The sequence below is a fragment of the Paenibacillus nasutitermitis genome, from assembly GCF_014641075.1.
Lineage (GTDB): Bacteria > Bacillota > Bacilli > Paenibacillales > Paenibacillaceae > Paenibacillus_Z > Paenibacillus_Z nasutitermitis.
In genome coordinates this window covers 1,190,233-1,206,675 of the sequence record NZ_BMHP01000003.1, presented here as the reverse complement: position 1 = coordinate 1,206,675, position 16,443 = coordinate 1,190,233, and the positions used below count along the sequence as shown (strand labels likewise).

The 16,443-nt window shown below is 50.1% G+C and carries 17 protein-coding genes; 11 read left to right on the top strand and 6 right to left on the bottom strand.

The genetic code is table 11. The annotated features are described in order from the left end of the window. Window positions 1-80 precede the first annotated feature (80 nt). The gene (locus IEY46_RS24135) at window positions 81-572 is read left to right on the top strand and encodes an NUDIX hydrolase (protein WP_188995852.1); all 492 of its coding nucleotides are present in this window, start codon (window positions 81-83) and stop codon (window positions 570-572) included. A gap of 154 nt (window positions 573-726) precedes the next feature. Further along, window positions 727-1,827: an AbrB family transcriptional regulator gene (locus tag IEY46_RS24130; RefSeq protein ID WP_188995850.1), complete on the top strand. Its 1,101-nt coding sequence runs from the start codon at window positions 727-729 to the stop codon at window positions 1,825-1,827. Between the two features lie 151 nt (window positions 1,828-1,978). Here IEY46_RS24130 and IEY46_RS24125 read toward each other — a convergent pair whose 3' ends face one another. Continuing rightward, window positions 1,979-2,860 carry a tetratricopeptide repeat protein gene (locus IEY46_RS24125; RefSeq protein ID WP_188995848.1) on the bottom strand — a complete coding sequence of 294 codons (882 nt, stop codon included), beginning with the start codon at window positions 2,858-2,860 and terminating at the stop codon, window positions 1,979-1,981. 17 nt (window positions 2,861-2,877) lie between these two features. Continuing rightward, window positions 2,878-3,828: an ATP-binding protein gene (locus tag IEY46_RS24120; RefSeq protein ID WP_188995846.1), complete on the bottom strand. Its 951-nt coding sequence runs from the start codon at window positions 3,826-3,828 to the stop codon at window positions 2,878-2,880. A gap of 249 nt (window positions 3,829-4,077) precedes the next feature. On the opposite strand from IEY46_RS24120, the gene IEY46_RS36930 reads away from it, so the two are divergent. Beyond that, window positions 4,078-4,704, top strand: coding sequence for a DUF1801 domain-containing protein (locus IEY46_RS36930; RefSeq protein WP_308422833.1), 627 nt, complete (start codon window positions 4,078-4,080; stop codon window positions 4,702-4,704). Window positions 4,705-4,767: 63 nt separating this feature from the next. Here IEY46_RS36930 and IEY46_RS24105 read toward each other — a convergent pair whose 3' ends face one another. The 4 genes from IEY46_RS24105 to IEY46_RS24090 are packed head-to-tail and all read right to left on the bottom strand — an operon-like array spanning window position 4,768 to window position 7,245. Beyond that, complete coding sequence (locus IEY46_RS24105; protein ID WP_188995844.1) at window positions 4,768-5,559, bottom strand: ABC transporter permease; 792 nt, start codon at window positions 5,557-5,559, stop codon at window positions 4,768-4,770. Between the two features lie 3 nt (window positions 5,560-5,562). Continuing rightward, the gene (locus tag IEY46_RS24100; RefSeq protein ID WP_188995842.1) at window positions 5,563-6,462 is read right to left on the bottom strand and encodes an ABC transporter ATP-binding protein; all 900 of its coding nucleotides are present in this window, start codon (window positions 6,460-6,462) and stop codon (window positions 5,563-5,565) included. 1 nt (window position 6,463) lies between these two features. Beyond that, window positions 6,464-6,685, bottom strand: coding sequence for a PLD nuclease N-terminal domain-containing protein (locus IEY46_RS24095; protein WP_188995840.1), 222 nt, complete (start codon window positions 6,683-6,685; stop codon window positions 6,464-6,466). A gap of 32 nt (window positions 6,686-6,717) precedes the next feature. After that, window positions 6,718-7,245, bottom strand: coding sequence for a helix-turn-helix domain-containing protein (locus IEY46_RS24090; RefSeq protein WP_229750491.1), 528 nt, complete (start codon window positions 7,243-7,245; stop codon window positions 6,718-6,720). A 175-nt stretch (window positions 7,246-7,420) separates the two neighbouring features. On the opposite strand from IEY46_RS24090, the gene IEY46_RS24085 reads away from it, so the two are divergent. The 8 genes from IEY46_RS24085 (at window position 7,421) to IEY46_RS24050 (ending at window position 16,277) form a co-directional block, all read left to right on the top strand. After that, window positions 7,421-7,849 carry a VOC family protein gene (locus tag IEY46_RS24085; protein WP_188995836.1) on the top strand — a complete coding sequence of 143 codons (429 nt, stop codon included), beginning with the start codon at window positions 7,421-7,423 and terminating at the stop codon, window positions 7,847-7,849. Between the two features lie 256 nt (window positions 7,850-8,105). After that, window positions 8,106-10,313: a helix-turn-helix domain-containing protein gene (locus tag IEY46_RS24080; RefSeq protein WP_188995834.1), complete on the top strand. Its 2,208-nt coding sequence runs from the start codon at window positions 8,106-8,108 to the stop codon at window positions 10,311-10,313. Between the two features lie 227 nt (window positions 10,314-10,540). Then, entirely contained in the window at window positions 10,541-11,914 is a 1,374-nt protein-coding gene (locus IEY46_RS24075) for an ABC transporter substrate-binding protein (protein WP_188995832.1), read from the top strand. A gap of 64 nt (window positions 11,915-11,978) precedes the next feature. After that, the gene (locus IEY46_RS24070) at window positions 11,979-12,926 is read left to right on the top strand and encodes a carbohydrate ABC transporter permease (RefSeq protein WP_188995830.1); all 948 of its coding nucleotides are present in this window, start codon (window positions 11,979-11,981) and stop codon (window positions 12,924-12,926) included. Further along, window positions 12,923-13,759 (top strand): carbohydrate ABC transporter permease, encoded by an 837-nt coding sequence (locus IEY46_RS24065; RefSeq protein WP_188995828.1) that lies wholly within the window; start codon window positions 12,923-12,925, stop codon window positions 13,757-13,759. Before IEY46_RS24070 ends, IEY46_RS24065 begins: the two co-directional genes overlap by 4 nt. 128 nt (window positions 13,760-13,887) lie before the next feature. Next, complete coding sequence (locus IEY46_RS24060) at window positions 13,888-14,157, top strand: hypothetical protein (protein ID WP_188995825.1); 270 nt, start codon at window positions 13,888-13,890, stop codon at window positions 14,155-14,157. Further along, a complete protein-coding gene (locus IEY46_RS24055; protein WP_188995823.1) occupies window positions 14,154-15,155 on the top strand; it encodes a Gfo/Idh/MocA family protein in 1,002 nt (333 codons plus the stop codon). Before IEY46_RS24060 ends, IEY46_RS24055 begins: the two co-directional genes overlap by 4 nt. A gap of 123 nt (window positions 15,156-15,278) precedes the next feature. Beyond that, on the top strand, window positions 15,279-16,277 hold the full coding sequence (locus IEY46_RS24050) for an aldose 1-epimerase (RefSeq protein WP_188995821.1): 999 nt from the start codon (window positions 15,279-15,281) through the stop codon (window positions 16,275-16,277). Window positions 16,278-16,443: the final 166 nt, after the last annotated feature.

Genomic DNA, 16,443 nt, shown 5'->3' with positions numbered 1-16,443 from the left:
AAATCAATCTCCTTCGTGTTAATGGAAATGGATTGACATTGCATTTGAATACAGTACAGTTATCAATTGGGAGGGATAATATGGAAGAGATTTGGCATAGACATTTGGGTGTATATGGAATTTGTATTCATGAAGGAAAAATCTTGTTAATTAATAAAAACGGCGGTCCTTATATGAATCGGTATGATCTGCCAGGTGGGACAGTTGAACCCAATGAGTCATTGGTAAATGCACTTCGAAGGGAACTTAAAGAAGAGACAGGAATAAGTTTTAACATTATCGGAAATCTCGGTGTGCTCGATTATGTTATTCCCTATAAGTTAGAAAAACGTGGCACAACGCATATTCACCACATTGCAATATACTACGAAATTGAATATTTAAGTGGAGAACTGATATATTGTACGGATATGCAAAACAATGATTCCATTGGATCCGAGTGGGTAGATATTAACATTTTATCTCCTGAAAATAGTTCTCCTTTAGTCATGCAAGCCCTGACTTGGCTAAAAAACAAAAGCAACCCTACCCTTGAATTAGCAAGATTAGATAATTGGGAAGTTAAACAATAAGTCGAAAGGGCAGCGGTCTTCGCTGTCTTCTTTGATATGCCGACCAATATCGCGGAGATTTATCGTATACTTATTGATGATGTATCCCGCATGGATACATGAACTCATTCCGTAGATTACACGGAGCGAATATCCCAACAGAAGAGGTACATACATGAATAAAGGGAACAGCTCAAAGATTACAATCGCATTGGTCACGGCTATTGCCGGCGGGATGCTATTCGAGCTGCTGCATACGCCGATACCCTGGCTGCTTGGCCCGATGATTGCCGTCCTGATTGGTTCCAATCTGCTGAAGGACCGCTATGAGTGGCCAGGTCTGTTCCGGAATACGGGAATGGTCATTGTCGGCTATACCATCGGCTTGTCCTTGACGGCTGCCGCCCTGCGCGAAATGTCGCGGCAGCTGCCGACTATGCTGCTGATGACGGTGCTCCTGCTGGCGCTGTGCGCAGGCATTGCTTACCTCGTATGCAAGCTGTCCGGCATTGATTACCAAACAGCGCTGCTTGCTTGTATTCCAGGCGGACTGACGCAGGTCATCGCTTTGGCGGAGGAGACCAAAGGGGTCAATATCACCATTGTTACCGTCACGCAGGTCATCCGGTTAATGATGATCGTCCTGTGTATTCCTGTCATCATCTTCAGCTCCGTCATCGGTCAGACCCATACCGCTGATTCGGGGCCGCTATCTGCCGAATCGGCAAGCTGGAGCGGGGTGTTTCCGGATGTGCTTCTATTTGCAGCCGTAAGCGTGATCTGCGCGGTTGCAGGAAATAAAATCAAATTTCCGACGGCTGTTCTCCTGGGGCCAGCTATAGGAACGGCGCTCATTCAGTTGACCGGCCTGCATGGGCCGGCGCTTCCATCGCTGCTGATCAATGCCGCACAGCTGCTGATTGGAACGTATGTCGGTCTGCTGCTGAGGCCATCTCAATTGCCGCGGATGATGCGTACACTGTCTCTGGCTATCGGAGGCGGGGGCCTGCTGCTGGCCGGAACTTGCCTGCTCAGCTATCTGCTGACCTGGCTTCAGCCGGTCTCCATCTCGACAGGATTATTGAGCCTGGCTCCGGGCGGAATGGATCAGATGGGCATTATCGCCCATGAGATCAACGCCGACCTTTCGATGGTAGCCGGGTATCAATTGTTCCGTACCTTTTTTATCTTTTTCGCGGTGCCTCCGCTGATTCGGCTGCTTTTTCGTTACAGCGCAAAGAAACGAATAACGGAAAAAGTGGAAACGAATAACTGAAACGAAGCAGAATTGATCAGCCCCTTGCCCGGGAGCTGGCAGCAAAAGCGGGAAAGTCCCGGCTGTTCAATTTAAAGAGAGCAAATAAAATACCCCGTTACTCACCAGAGGATGATACCGCTGACGGGCGACGGGGTATTCGAGCGGAAGACTATTTCCCGCGCTTCGGAGGAGCCCGGTGGAAGCCAAATACTTTGATATGTACCAGCCATTTACTTGTCCAGTAGGACATCACATGAAGCAGGATGAACAGCAGCAACAGCGGCCTGAACAGAATAAAGGCGGCCACCCAAATAAGCAGCACCTGCCATCTGCGCATTCGGCTGATAAACCGCGGCAGCAGCAGAACCCGGTAGAACCAATAGGATTTCTGCAGCATTTTCAAATATTCCTCGCGCGATTGCTTGTTGGTGGGGTCAAGGCGGACAGCGGCATTCATCCGCTCCACGGCTGCTTTATACTCGCCGCGGCGGTCCGCCGCCCAGCCCGTATACAGGAGGACCTCAACATTCTCGGGTTCCTCCCGTAGCGCAGTCGCCTCCGAAGCCCGGGAGGCATCATGCTTGCCCGTTAATGCAAGCGCATAGGCATGTACGGCATAATTAATTGCCGAATAATTCAACTTTACCGCCTGCTCCGTTAAGAGACGGGCATCTTCGAACTTGCCTTGAATAAGCATATACTGCGCTTTAAGCCGGTAAATATAATCCTGCTCCGGAAACATGCGCAGCATTTCTGAACAAAGGGTTATAAATTCCTTCCAATCCTTGCGTTCATAGGCAAAGGCGAGCATAATCCGCCAGGGAAGCTCTAATTCAGGATCGCGCTTTAAGGCTTCGCCGCACCAGTAAAGCGCCTTATCCGCATCAGAAAACTGATAAACAAACGCCAGCGCGCCCAGGGCTACGGAATCGTCGGGAGAATGCCGGACCCAATCCTCGGCTTCAGCCAGTGCTTCCTTGTAGCGTTCCCATGAGACCAGCTGATAGATTTTCTGCAGGGTCCGGGATCGTATTTCTTCAGCCAGCATCATGTCCGCACCACCTCCTGTCAGCGAAGCCGGTGCTGCTTCATATAATCCAGGACAACCTGATAATCTTTATTGGAATCGCTGAAGGTGGCGTAATTTTTGGCCGTTTGGAACCACTCCAGCGTGGTCGGTTTGCGGTTTTTGAGACTTTGCGTCAAATCCTCGTTGGTAATAGGCTGTATACTGCCGGCTTTCAGAGACCGGTGCAGCGCTAGCTGCGTAGCTTCGTCGACCAGTTGGTTCAGGTCCGCCCCGGAGAAATGAGAGGTCGCGCCCGCAATCTTGCGGATGTCGAGATCCTGCTGCGGTTTACCGGCTGTCTTCAGCTGTAGAATGGTGGCGCGTTCCTCAGCGCCCGGCGGTGAAACAAAGGAGAGCTGATTGAAGCGGCCAGGGCGGCGGAGGGCCGTGTCCAAATACCAGGGCGTATTGGTCGCTCCGATAACGAACACCTGATCATTAAAGGATTCCAATCCGTCCAGCTCCAGGAGCAGCTGATTGACCAGCATCCGCTCATGATGCTGACGCATCTGGTGCCGGCTCCCGCCGAGAGCGTCAAGCTCATCGATGAACAGCACGCAAGGCTTTTCCTCCCGGGCTTTCTCAAACAGGTCATGCAGATTATGCTCGCTTTCGCCTATATACATCGATAGAATGGCTTGCAGCTCCAGATGAATGAAGTTCGCATTGATCTCGCCGGCAACCGCGCGCGCCAGGAAGGTTTTGCCGCAGCCGGGAGGTCCGTACAGCAGCAGGCTTCCTCCGGCCTGTTTGCCGAAGGCTTCGAACATCTCGGGCTGCTGCAGCGGAAGCACGAAATTCATCCGGATATTCTGCTTGACCTCTTCAAGTCCGCCTACATCGTCAAAGGTTAATTGGGGTTGTTCGGTCTCGACTAGCGATTGCTGGTCTTTATCGAAATGGATGACTTTCAGTTTGGGCCGTTCTCGACGTTTATCGTCCTCAGACATCAGTATCGCTCCTCTTTCGGTAATAAGAAATAATTATTATTTTAGCTTATTTCACCTCTTAATTACAGCCGCAGCGTTGATTGTGAAACGTTGCGCCGGAAAACCGCAGTCCGCCAAAGCGGCCCAGTCCTGTTGGCAGCCCTATTTATTTGCTGACCGTCACTGTCATTTTGCGCAATCCATAATAAACTGTCATCTATACTTCATGTTATGATGAAAGAAACTCTGCTTAGTAAAGGAGAATGTTCAATGGCAGCAGACGCTTCAATTGAAATGGAGAGCGATCTTCCAGGCGGGATCAGCAAACCGGCAAGACGAGCCCTCATAGGCGCGGGTTATGGACGGTTGGAGCTGCTCGCGAAGGCGAGCGAACAGGAGGTTTTGAAGCTGCATGGCATGGGTCCAAAAGCAATGGATCCACTGCGCAGCGCTCTAATGGCCAAAGGATTGTCGTTCGCAGCAGGTGAGGCAAAGCCAAAGAGGCAGCCGGTGCGGCCGCAGGTGGAAGAGTTTATGAATAAGCTCGAGCATCCCCTCAAGAAAGAAATAGAGGAAGTCCGTCACATTATATTGGCATCCAGTAAAGAGCTTACGGAGCATATCAAATGGAATGCTCCCAGCTACTGTATCCATAATGAGGATCGAGTGACATTTAATTTGCACGGCAAAGGATTTTTCCGGCTGATCTTTCATTGCGGGCCCAAGGTACGGGAGGGCACCGGGAAGGAGCCTTTGTTTGATGACGCCACCGGTCTGCTGGAGTGGCTGGACCGCGACAGGGCATTCATACCATTCACCGATATGCAGGATGTGAGAGCGAAGAAAGAAAAGCTTGAACAGGTCCTGGCAAAATGGATCGAAGTGACCGCATCATAATCCAGCTTCCGGCGATGAGACCGCATCTAACATTTATTAAGCCTGCGATTCATTTGCGACAACTCACATGGAAGGCAGTTCTTTTCGTGATAAATAAGAGAAGGAACAAAATAGGAGAACCAGGATGAGAACTAAAGCTGCCGCCGCGGTTATCAGCAGGTGAGGAAGCGCATCACCGGTTGTAATGATGCTGACCGCCTGATTGGTCAGATAAGCCGGATTGAACATTTGAAATTCTGTCTGGAAAGCGGTGGAGGCTCTCATAAGAATCAGAATTACAATCCCTAATACGGCCACAGCAGAGGATCTGGAAAAGACGGCGCCGAGCATAAGGGTCAACGTCAAGATAAACAGGAACCAAACATAATAAACGCCCAGTCCGGCCGCAATCCGGCCCCATGATACGAAGCCATACAGGTAAGTAGTATAGAAACAGGCTACGATGAAGCCGGAAACGATTGCCGCCGCGACTATAACGGCTTGACTGATCCATTTGCTCATCAAGTACTCGGCAAGTGTGGTGTTGCGTGTCAGAATAAACGTCAGCATCCCGTTGTTTTTATCCGATACGATGAGTCCCATCATACCGATCACCATAATGATCAAGCCCATTTGGTCAAATTGGCTGGTCAAGGTGGAAGACAATACCTCCGCTGCCGTATACGAAGGGAGGGTGAGGTTCATACCTTCAGGCAGACCGCCGGCGATTTGCAAAATCTGCGGCAAATAATAAGTGGTAAGAGGCTGCATCATGCCCAATAAGACAAATACGACCGGCAGCCACAGTAATTTATAGCTTCTATTGGCTTCCAGCCATTCCTTTTTTAATAAAACGGACCATCGCCGCATGCTCATTTCTCATTTCACCATCCTCATGAAAATGTCTTCCAGACTTTCCTGCACCAGCTCGAATTTTTGGATGGGCAGCTTCAGGCGGTGAATAGTGTCCAATAACCAGCTTCTTCCCTGATCGATATGGTTCACCCGCACTTTGACCAGATTCTCGTTTTGCGTAATCGACTCGACAACCGCAGGGTTAACAAGCTGGGGAGCCCATTCATTCGCGTGGGGAGCTTGAATAATAAAAATAGGCTGCTGATTTTGAAGCAGGATTTGATCAATAGAGCCATTAACCAGCAATTGACCCTGATTCAAAATAAATATTTTATTGCAAAGCTCTTCTGCGTCATGCAGAATGTGCGTCGAAAACAGGATCGTCGTTTGTTTTTTTATCATTTTAAGCAGTTCCAGCATATCTCTGCGGCCCAACGGGTCGAGAGCGGAAACCGGCTCATCCATAATGAGCAATTTGGGCTCATGGATAAGGGCCTGGGCGATGCCTAATCTTTGTTTCATCCCGCCGGAATAAGTAACGATCCGTTTGTCTCCATCCTTGCTGAGCCCCACCAATTCGAGCATTTCGCTCATTCGATGACTCAAGGCTGGCTTGTCTATACCTGAGAGGCCGCCCATGAAAGCAAGCAATTCCTTTCCCGTCATCCACGGATAGAAGGTGGGATGCTGCGGCAAATACCCGATAAAATGACGTATTTTATCCTGACGATGTCCCTCAAACAGAATTTCGCCGCCTGATGGTTTTGTAATGCCTAACAGCATTTTGATAATGGTTGTTTTACCCGCCCCGTTAGGACCCAGGAGCGCAGCGCATTCGTCTTGGTTTATTTGAAAATCAATGTCTTTAATGACTTCTTTGTCCGCATACTGTTTACGAAGATGATTCACTTGAAGCATGATCATATTATTGTCCCCTCCTCCCGATGACGAAATATAAAACGGGCCCGAAAAGCGATACGCAAACAATAACAAATGCCCAGATCCATTTAGTTTCCTTGCTATGATTGCTTCTTAATAAATCCCGCATAGCTACAGCTATGAGGATCAGCTGCAGGATCAGCAGTGGCAAAAGCAGCGGCAGCCAGTCCTTTAACTCGTTAAATCCGATGTTGTAACCGATATGCATAGGAAGTTTCCCCCATTTCTGTCTTGGTGCCGTTATTTTTGCGGAATAAACATGCCGGAGAACATTCTGGTGGTGCGCTCGGATGTTTTTTGGTGCTGAAAAGCTTTCTCCATCGACTCGTTAATGGATCGAACAAGTTCCTGGAATTCCTCGTCCGTCAGATGCAGCGGGGTTTGCCAGTAGGCAAAACCATCCTGCTTGTACTGCTGGGGCGATGTTTCCATGAGATACGATGTCGCCTGTTGGAGCAGATTGGTATGAAAGACCGAGAAATGCCGGACATTGTCCTCCTGTGAAGTGGCCTCCACCTCGTTCTCGGGAATCAGCAGGGATTCCTTCTTGATTGAAAATATGCGTTCCGCCGTCCCGGAAACTTTGTTGGTATCGACGACCTCCACATGATCCCCATCAAGCAGAATTTTCATATGACGGTATAAGGTGGCTTGGGGAATATCGCCAAGCGTCTCAGCAAGCTGCGCAATCGTCATTGGTTTGCCCAGCAGCAATTTCTGGATAATCCGCATTCGAATGGGATGAAAAAGCAAATCCATTTTTGTCATGATCATGATCCTCTCTAATCACCATTATCATTATATGAAATGATAATACAAGATTTTGCCCAAAGATACAAGTGATCGGCTGCCATTCATTTCAGGGATGCAGGGTTGATTGATGGCGATATGTGAAATGATGTAGAATGGAAAGAAATAAGCCTAAAACAGGGGAGTGAACCCAATGTCTGTTGATGTTTATCTGAATTTTAATGGAAATTGCCGCGAAGCCGTACAATTTTATGCACAGGTTTTTGGATTGGAAGAACCCAAAATCATGACCTTTGGAGAAACGCCGCCCAGTCCTGAATATCCTCTCCCCGAGGAAGCGAAAAACATGATCATGCATGCGCGGCTTAATATTTATGGGAGCCGGGTGATGTTTTCGGATGTTTTCCCCGGCATGCCGTTTGTTCTGGGCAACAATATAAGCCTTGCCGTAGTGATTGAGAGCAAGGAAGAATTGCAATCCGCATTTGATAAGCTGCAAGTAAGCGGCACAGTAGGAATGGAACTTCAAGAAACATTCTGGAGCAAATGTTATGGCAGCCTGACGGACAAGTTTGGCGTCCAATGGCAGTTCAACCTGGACTCCGGTGAAGGAGAGTTTTAACCCGTAATCAGAGGCAGCTATGCAGTGCGCAGAGCTGCTTTTTTTTTTGACCGTTTTCAAAGCCCGGCGTTACGGCGTTGGAGCTAAATAGGAAAGGCGGCCATTGGCCGTCTCTATTTCATGGTTTGGTTTGGTCCGCATCCAACAGTTAGTGTGATATAATGTAACACTATATAAACCTTTCATATCCTTAATAACGGGATCCTTAATCACCTAAGTTATCGCACAGCCCACGCCACAGAAATGAGGATCAGATATGAATCGATCGTGGTTCTACCGGATGTTATTCTCCTATATCCCCGTGTTTTTTATTGTCACGGCTTTTTTGTTCTTTATTTTTATTCAAACCCTCAACAGGCAGAACCGCATGGAGACGGAAAAAGCCAATGATTTCATAGCACAGCAGGCGCTCATTCTGATGGACAGCTCGCTCAAGAGCATCGACGAGAAAACGACCTTTGAAATCATGCGCAATCCGAGTTTAAAGGGGTTCTTCTCCACTTCGCCCAGCACGGACCTGTACTCGGAAGTGCAGGTCATGAATGCCATTCATGATTTATCCATTACGAATCCGCTTATTTCATCCGTCTATCTGGTTCGTTTCAACGATGAGATGGTGCTCAGCCAAAGCACCTCCTATAATCTGAAGCAATTTATGGACCACTCCTTCATCCAGAGCAACCGCAGCATACGCAACAGCGTCTGGACGGACCGGCGGGGTTTCCGCGAGTTTCCTTCCGAGAAGGAGGCAAGCGTTGTCACCCTGATTCGGAGGTACCCGGTATTCGCGCAGGATAAAGGGATGATTGTAATCAATGTCAAAATCGATGCCCTTAAGGCGATGATCAGCAGGCTGTATAACCCGAAAATCACCTTCATGATGGTGACCGACCGGCAAGGGGTCAGTCTGCTGGATGATCAGGGAGAAGCAGCCGATGGCAAAGCCGAAGTTCTGGCCCGTTACCAATCCGATTATACGGGATGGAAATATGAGACAGGCATTAACCAGGGCGGAGCCGCCGGTTTTATTATGAGTCTGTATAATATCTGGTTTACCTTGGGCATCCTCGCCGTCATTGGTGCCATTGCCTGGATGATTTACATTACGCGCAAAAACTATCGGCCGATCGAATTGATTGTTTCGCGTCTGCAGCTTGTTGCCAGTCACCGCTTAAGCACGGATAAAGGCCATCGCAATGAATTCGCTTTTATTGATTCTGCGCTGGAGAACATGATCCAGCAGTCCCATAATCTCGAACGCCAATTTGCCGAGGATCTAAGCGTGAAGAAGAAATATTTCCTTTACGAGCTGCTGGAAGGAACCCGGCAGGTCAGGCTTGACGAATGGGCGGCCCAGGTGGAGAAATTCGGGATCTCCCCTCTGTTCGGGGTGCAGGCGGTTTTTATTATCGAAATCGACAAGTATGATCAATTTGCCAAGGCTTACAGCCCGCGCGATCAAGACATTTTTAAATTCGTGCTCAGCAACGTGATCCATGAAACAGTGGGACTGGATTCAGGGAGCATCTGGAATTTGTGGACGGCTTCCAATCAATTGACGGGGATCGTGAACTTTCAGCAGGCCGAGATCGACGGGGCGTCTGTTCCTGTGTCCACCTTCGAGAAAATAAGGAGCTGGGTGGCGGAAAATCTCAATTTCACCGTTACAATCGGGGTTGGCGATGTGGTGGAACATCCGGACAACCTGCGTGACTCCTATAAGGAGGCGCTTGAGGCACTCCAGTTCAAGACCGTCCACGGCGCAAACCGGACGATCTATCATAATCAGCTGCAGTCCAAAGGCAATCTGCATGATCATATGCAGGTTGTTCAATCCATTTCGTCCTTGTATCTGTCGCAGGGCGAGTGGAGCAGTCAGCTGTCAGATCTATTCCGGGCGGTCGCCGAAAGCCATCTGCCCAAAGCGGATATTATCAATTTATTGAATTCCCTGCTGTTCTACCTGAACCGGAATATCAGCGCAATGGGAACGGAGTACCAGGATCTCTGGAAAGCGGAAGTAATGCCAGGGCTGCATGAGGGACTGCAGTCCTTCGAGACGCTGGAGGAAATTCAGACGCTCTGGTCCGGCCGGCTGGAGCAGTTCGCGCTGAGAATCGAAACATTGCGGGAATCCAGCAGCCAGCATCATCTGGTGAAAGAAGTCCGGGCCTATCTTGAGAACCATTTCCATAATCCGGATTTATCACTCGACTTCCTGAGCCATACTTTTGGGATGAACGGCAAATATTTGAGTAAACTATTCAAAGAAGAATTTGGCGTCAAATTTGTCGATTTTCTGATCGATCTGCGCATCCGGCATGCCAGGCAGTTGCTTACCGAAACCTCCCATTCGGTCCAGGAAATTGCCGAGAAGGTCGGGTATACGAGCTCGATCTCCTTCATTCGTTCCTTCAAGAAACTGACCGGCATGCCGCCGGGAGACTACCGAAAAGAGAAATAGTTTATTTGCGAAAGATGTTTATTGCCAAAAACCGGACATGAAATGCTGCTATTCCTTGCGGAAGAGGCATTGAATCCGGTTTTTTTGACTTTATGGATATCGAAAAAGACAATTCGTTTATGCGTGAAAACTGTTAATTGAACAAGGGTAAATGACTGTGCTAAAAATAGTCACATGGCCACCATACATGTGGATCACACAAAATCAAGAGGGGTAGTGAGCAGCTAATGAGCAAGAGATTCAAAAAGAGCTTTTCCGGAATTTTTGCAACGGTTATTCTCACAAGTTTGGTTTTATCGGGCTGCGGAGGCTCCAATGATGGAGATGCAAAAGGCAGTTCAGGTGAAGGACAGGTGACCTTGTCGTTTGAAACCTCATTGTATGCGGAAGCGCCGCACAAGAAAGCAATCGATGCACTCATCAGTACGTTTAATGAGAAAAACCCCAATATCAAAATCACTGTGCACGGGACCGATTATGAGAATTTCTGGGACAAATTGACGACGGAGGTCATTGCCGGTACGGAAGGCGACATCGTTCAGGTGTACCCCGAGAATATTTCCACCTATCATTCACTGATCTCCGGGGGAGCATTTGTCAACCTGGATCCTTATATCAAAGGAAAAGATTTCGAAACCCAATTGGTCGGCCAGGATCTGAGCAAGGTTGGTGATTCCTATTATGCCATCTCCAACTATGCATGGGGTACGACAGGCATTTTCTACCGCAAGTCCTTATTCGAAAAAGCGGGCATTGATCCTGCAAGCGTCAAAACGCTGGAGGATTTCAAAAATGCCGCGATCAAGCTGGGCGTGGATACGAATAATGACGGCAAGCTGGACCAATATGGTTTTGCCAGCGTAGTCGGCTCGCATCCTTTCGTTTCCTCTGAATGGGCGCGTTTGGTGGCGCGGCCGGTATCGGGCGGGATTTTCTTCCCCAATGGCGAAGCCGCGCCTTATGACGCCGATCATATCAACGTGAACTCGGCTGCTAATATCTGGGCCGCCACCTGGTGGCAGGATTTCATCAAGAACGAGAAGGCTACGCCTCCAGGAACGCGCGACAAGAAGGTCGGCCGCGAAATGTTCTGGAACGGTCAGGCCGCCATGAACATGGACGGTCCGTGGTTTATCGGAATGACAGCGGAAACCGATGCGAAGCTGATGGACGATCTGGGTCTGCTGGCGCAGCCCGTTATTACGTATGAAGGCAAGGAGTACAAGCCGAACCCGACCATGTATCCATCGGTGGCGATGATCTCCAAGGGCAGCAAACATCCGGAAGAAGCCTGGAAATTCCTTGAATTCATGACGACGCCGGAAGCGCAGAAGATTATCAGCGGATCCGGTATGATTCCGAGCAACAAGGAATTTGTGGCGACCGAGGAATACCAGAAGGAAAACCCGCTTGCCGTGAAATTCTTCGAGTTCCAGGATACCCTGTACGCTCCTGCAGTTATGGACCCGCCTATTCCGGAGCAGGGCGCATTATCGCAAATCATGGTGGATGCGGCGCAGGATATATTCCTTGGCAAGAAGGACGCCAAAGCGGCGCTGGATGTAGCGGCAGACAAGATGAAAGAGTCATTCAACAAATAATTCGATTGCCCGGCGGCCATCCCCGCCGGGCGATCACAAGTATAAACGAAATACAGGAGGGCCTATGAAACCAACCGCAGCGGAGCCGCGCTACTCGCAACCTTCCTTGCTCAAGCGGGAACTGAAAAAACTGAAAGACAACCGGATCGCTTATCTGTTTATTGCGCCGCTGATTTTGTCGGTGGCATTGGTCTTGTTATATCCCATTTTCAAGGCGGCTCTGATGAGCTTTCAATACTGGATCGTCAATAAACCGATTGCTGGAGGGGCACATCCCTTTCAGGGGCTTGATAATTATAAGCGGGTGCTGGAATCCGACAACTTCCTCAATTCGCTGGGCGTCACGTTTCTGTATATTTTCGTTACGGTCGTTCTCCGATATGCGCTCGGGCTTGCTGCAGCCGTGCTGCTCAATATCAAATTCAAAGGCAGAGCTTTTGTACGCGCTTTGATTATTATTCCATGGGCGGTGCCCGAGGTGGTTGCCTGCCTGGTCTTTATTCTGATGTATGATTACCGCTATGGTGTGATTAACGATGTTCTGCTCAAAATGAATATGATCTCCAATCCGGTTGCGTTTCTGGGAGATTCCAATACGGCCCTTGGGGCAGCAATGTTTGTGAATGTATGGAAAGGGTTTCCTTTTGCCGCCATTATGTTGCTTGCGGGACTGCAGAGCATTCCGAAGGATCTCTATGAAGCGGCCACGGTGGATGGGGCCAGCTTATTTCAGCAATTCCGCAAAATTACTGTTCCGATGCTGAAGCCGGTGTCGGTTGTCGTTTTCCTGCTTCTGGTCGTCTGGACGATCAAGGATTTCGGAATCGTGTACGTCCTGACAGGCGGCGGTCCGAGCCGGGCTACGGAATTATTGAGTATCTTTATTTACAAAACAGGCTTCAAAACGTTTGACTTCGGTATGGCGGCAGCGGGTGGCATGATTCTGCTGTTCATCTCCGTTATTTTCACGGTGCTGTACATGCGCGCCACGAAAGCGGGTGAGAACGGATGAAATCGCTCAAACAGCCAATCGTTTATCTATGTGCGATCCTGATTTCCCTATTTGCCGTATCGCCATTTCTGTGGATGATTCTCACCTCGCTGAAGACGCAGGGCGATATTTACAGCAGCCCCCTGAATTATCTGCCGACGAAGTGGAATACGGGCGGCTACAAAGCTATGCTGAATGTACATGCGGACAGCAATCTTAATTTCATGAACTGGTTCTGGAATACAACGATTGTATCGGTGCTGACGACGGTGTTCTCGATGATTATCTCCGCCTTGGGCGGCTATTCGATGTCGCGTTTCCGGTATCGCGGAAGAATGACGATCGGTTATCTGATTCTGCTAACGCAGATGCTGCCGGGATCGCTGCTTATTATTCCGCTGTACATCATCATGAAGGATTATCACTTGCTGAACACGCATATCGGCCTTGTCATCGCTTATGCGACGGTTGCGATTCCGTTCTGTACCTGGATGCTGAAAGGGTATTTCGACAGTATTTCGCTGTCGATCGATGAGGCTGCCATGATGGACGGGGCCGGACGCTGGATGACCTTCCTGCGGATTATTTTGCCGCTGACGCTTCCCGGCCTTGTCGTTACGGCGATCTTCTCGTTTCTTACGAGCTGGAACGAGTTCCTGTTCGCGCAAACGTTCCTGAGCGATTACGACAAATGGACGCTGTCCGTCGGGATCTCCAGCTTCCAGGGCCAATATGTGGTCAATTGGGATTATCTGATGGCCGGCTCGGTTATTACGACGGTTCCGATTGTCATAGCTTTCTGGCTGCTGCAGAAGTATCTGGTAAGCGGAATGACGGCGGGCGCTGTCAAATAAGGCGCTGCGCTTGCCGGATTCCAGAATGGATACCGCCCGCTTCGCTGGTTTTGGCGGGGAAAGATGCTGCGCGTGCGGATCATTCTTACGATCGCTGTTGTCCCCGGAATTCTTTGATTATGTGAAACATGAATCGGATGAATTCCAGAGACAAAGGCGACCACTGTCGTTTCTCCAGAACGATTCCGCCCGCTCCGCTGGTTTTGGTGCATCTAGGCGCTGCGCTTGCCGGATTCCAGAATGGATACCGCTCGCTTCGCTGGCTTTTGGCGGGGAAAGATGCTGCGCGTGCGGATTCCAAAACGGATTCCGCCGGCTTCGCTGGTGGCGGGGAAGGGCGCTGCGCTTATGGATTATTTATCAATTATAAATTAGCGAGAAGGAGTGCGTGGACATGATTAAATTTGGAGTTGTAGGTATGGGAATTCGGGGGAGCCTGTTCACCGATACGATCGGTCAGAACCCTTATGCGGAGCTTGCTGCAGTAGCGGATGCCTACGAAGCGACCTTGACGAAAAGCAAGGAAAAGTATGGCGTTCCCGGTTATCTGGACGTGGAGGACATGATCAATCAGGAGCAGCTTGACGCCATTGTGATCGCAACTCCGGATTTTCTGCATAAGGCACCGGTGATGCTGGCCGCCCGCAAAGGCATTCATATTATGGTGGAGAAACCTTTCTCCACGATTGTGGAAGAAGCGGAAGAGATGCTGGAGGCGGTCAAGGCTGCAGGCGTGAAATGCCTGGTTGCCTTCGAGAACCGCTGGAATTCTCCTTTCGTAGCTGTCAAAGAAGCCGTCGATAACGGAGAAATTGGAAAAATCATTACCGTTAACGCCCGGTTAAATGATACGATCTATGTACCGACCAAAATGCTTAAATGGTCCCAAGGCTCCACGCCGGGCTGGTTCCTGCTGCCGCATGCGACAGATATCGCATTGTGGCTCAAGGATAGCACGCCGGTCAAGGTTTATGCCGTGGGCACCAAGAAGAAGCTTGTCTCCATGGGCCTGGATATCTATGATTCCATTCAAGCGGTGGTTACCTTTGACGACGAGACGCACGCCACCTTCACGACAAGCTGGATTTTGCCCGAATCGATGCCGCTCATTTATGATTTCAAATATGAAATCATCGGCGAGGACGGCGCCTTGTATGTCGATCTCGCGGATCAAATGGTGCGCAAAGCGGTCACGGATTACAAGCATGTCCATACGCTTGGAACGCCGATCAACGGCCAGTTTACTTCCGCGCCGAGCTATATGCTCAATTCCTTTATCGACAATATCCGCCTGGATACGCAGCCAACCTCGGATGCCGCAGCGGGCCTGCTGAATACAAGGCTGGTCTCCGCTATCCACCGTTCCATGGAAACAGGGCATGTGGAGAATATCTAGCAGGGTTTGAAGGGAAGACCGGCATGTGTTCTCTGGAGCGGGTGACAACGGGCAGTCCCGCTTGCAGCAGCGCATGGAGGGTCGGATGCCTAGATGAGTGTACTCGCAGAAAGGGGGAAGGATATGAGCGGAGCATTAACCGGCACAATCGATTTTTTGGGCCATACCGCTTATCGCCTGGAAAATGAATTTTTGGAGCTGATCGTCGTTCCCGCTTTGGGAAGCCGCGCGGTTTCACTCCGCAGCAAGCTGGCGCAGACGGATCTTCTTCGCGTGCCGCCTTCCCTGGCGGCTTATGAGAAGAATCCGATGCTGTTCGGTATCCCGGTCCTGTTCCCGCCCAACCGTATCGAAGACGGCACATTCACTTTCGGGGGCGAGTCCTACCAGTTTGCGGTCAATGAACCCAAGCATCATAACCATCTCCATGGGCTGGTGCATAGGGAAGCCTGGCAGATGACGGGAGTGCGGGAGCATGCCGGCGGCATTTGCCTGGAAACAGTATTCGACTCATCGGATAAACCGCATGTGCTGGAGCAGTTCCCGCATCCCTTCCGTATTGTAATGCGATTTATTCTGGATGGCCATTCCTTCGTGCAGGAAGCCGATATTATCAACGACAGCGGTACCGCCATCCCTTGGGGGTTAGGCTATCATACCAGCTTTCGTTTTCCGTTTGGGGAGCAGTCAAATCCGGAATCCTGTTTGTTTAGCGCTCCTGCCGGACAGCTCTGGGAATTGAACGATCGGGTGATGCCGACCGGCCGTCTGCTTGACGATCCCCGAAGCGCTTCGCTTCAGGCCGGCATGCCGATGGCAGATGTCGCCTTTGACGATGTGTTCCTTGCAGCGGATCATGTCACCAATGAGGCTGTGCTTACGGATCGGGCAGCGGGGATCAGCGTGACCTACAGCGCAGACGAGAGCTTCCGCCAGTGGGTACTTCACACCGGAGCCGCCGGAAGTGGGTACATCTGTCCCGAGCCGTATACCTGCGTGACGAATGCTTTCAATCTGCCGCTCGACCGCAAGCTGACCGGACTGCAGGTGCTGGAGCCCGGAGAGCAGCGGACCGTTTCCTGCGCGATTAAGGTGGAGGTTGCCGCCCCTGTCAGCGGCTAATACCGGATGGACATTCTTCTTGGCTCCTGTTGTTTGAAGGGGCGCCGGAAGCGAAAGCTTATTCCTTCCGGATATCAGGGGGAACGGACTGATTTTTCTACTATCGGGAATTCAAACAGCCTCTTGACCACGGTGAAGTCTACCCTGACAAGAGGCTGTTTTTGAT